Annotated in this window: 1 pseudogene; it reads left to right on the forward strand. The window is 60.9% G+C overall.

Annotated elements, in window-relative coordinates:
- Positions 1-46: 46 nt before the first annotated feature.
- Positions 47-612: pseudogene (locus ACZYOF_RS44255) on the forward strand (IS630-like element ISRj1 family transposase); the annotation flags it as partial.

Raw genomic sequence — 612 nt, forward strand, 5'->3', positions numbered from 1 at the left:
CTAGTACCCACTTTTCTTGGATCGTGAGTCGTGATTCAAGATATGGATGATCCCCGAAGCAAGAGAAGTCCACCTTTCGCGGAAAGATCGCAAGGTGCTTGAGGCGTGTTGTCGCTCGCCGGTGACGTTGCAGCGCGATTTGAAGCGGGCGCGGATAGTTCTGTTGGCGGCGGACGGGCGCAGCACCCGCTCGATTGCCAAAGAAGTCGGCGTTCAGCCGCGGATTGTCAGCCTTTGGCGGCACCGCTATGCCGATCATGGCCTTGAAGGGCTGCAAGACAAGCCACGGCCCGGCAAGCAGCCGATCTATACGAAGGCCACCGACAAGCGGATTCTGAAGCTGCTGGATAAGCCGCCCCCGCAAGGATTTGCGCGCTGGACCGGCCCTCTGCTGGCCGAGGCGCTGGGCGATGTTGACGTCCAATATGTCTGGCGGTTCCTGCGCAGCCACAAGATTGACCTTGCGGCTCGCAAGTCCTGGTGCGAGAGCAACGACCCGAACTTTACGGCCAAAGCCGCCGATGTTGTTGGCCTCTACGTCGCCCCGCCCGCGAAGGCCATTGTGCTATGCGTGGACGAGAAGCCCTCGATCCAGGCCTTGGAGCGAGCGCA

The sequence above is a fragment of the Bradyrhizobium sp. LeoA1Lang genome (assembly GCF_055413685.1).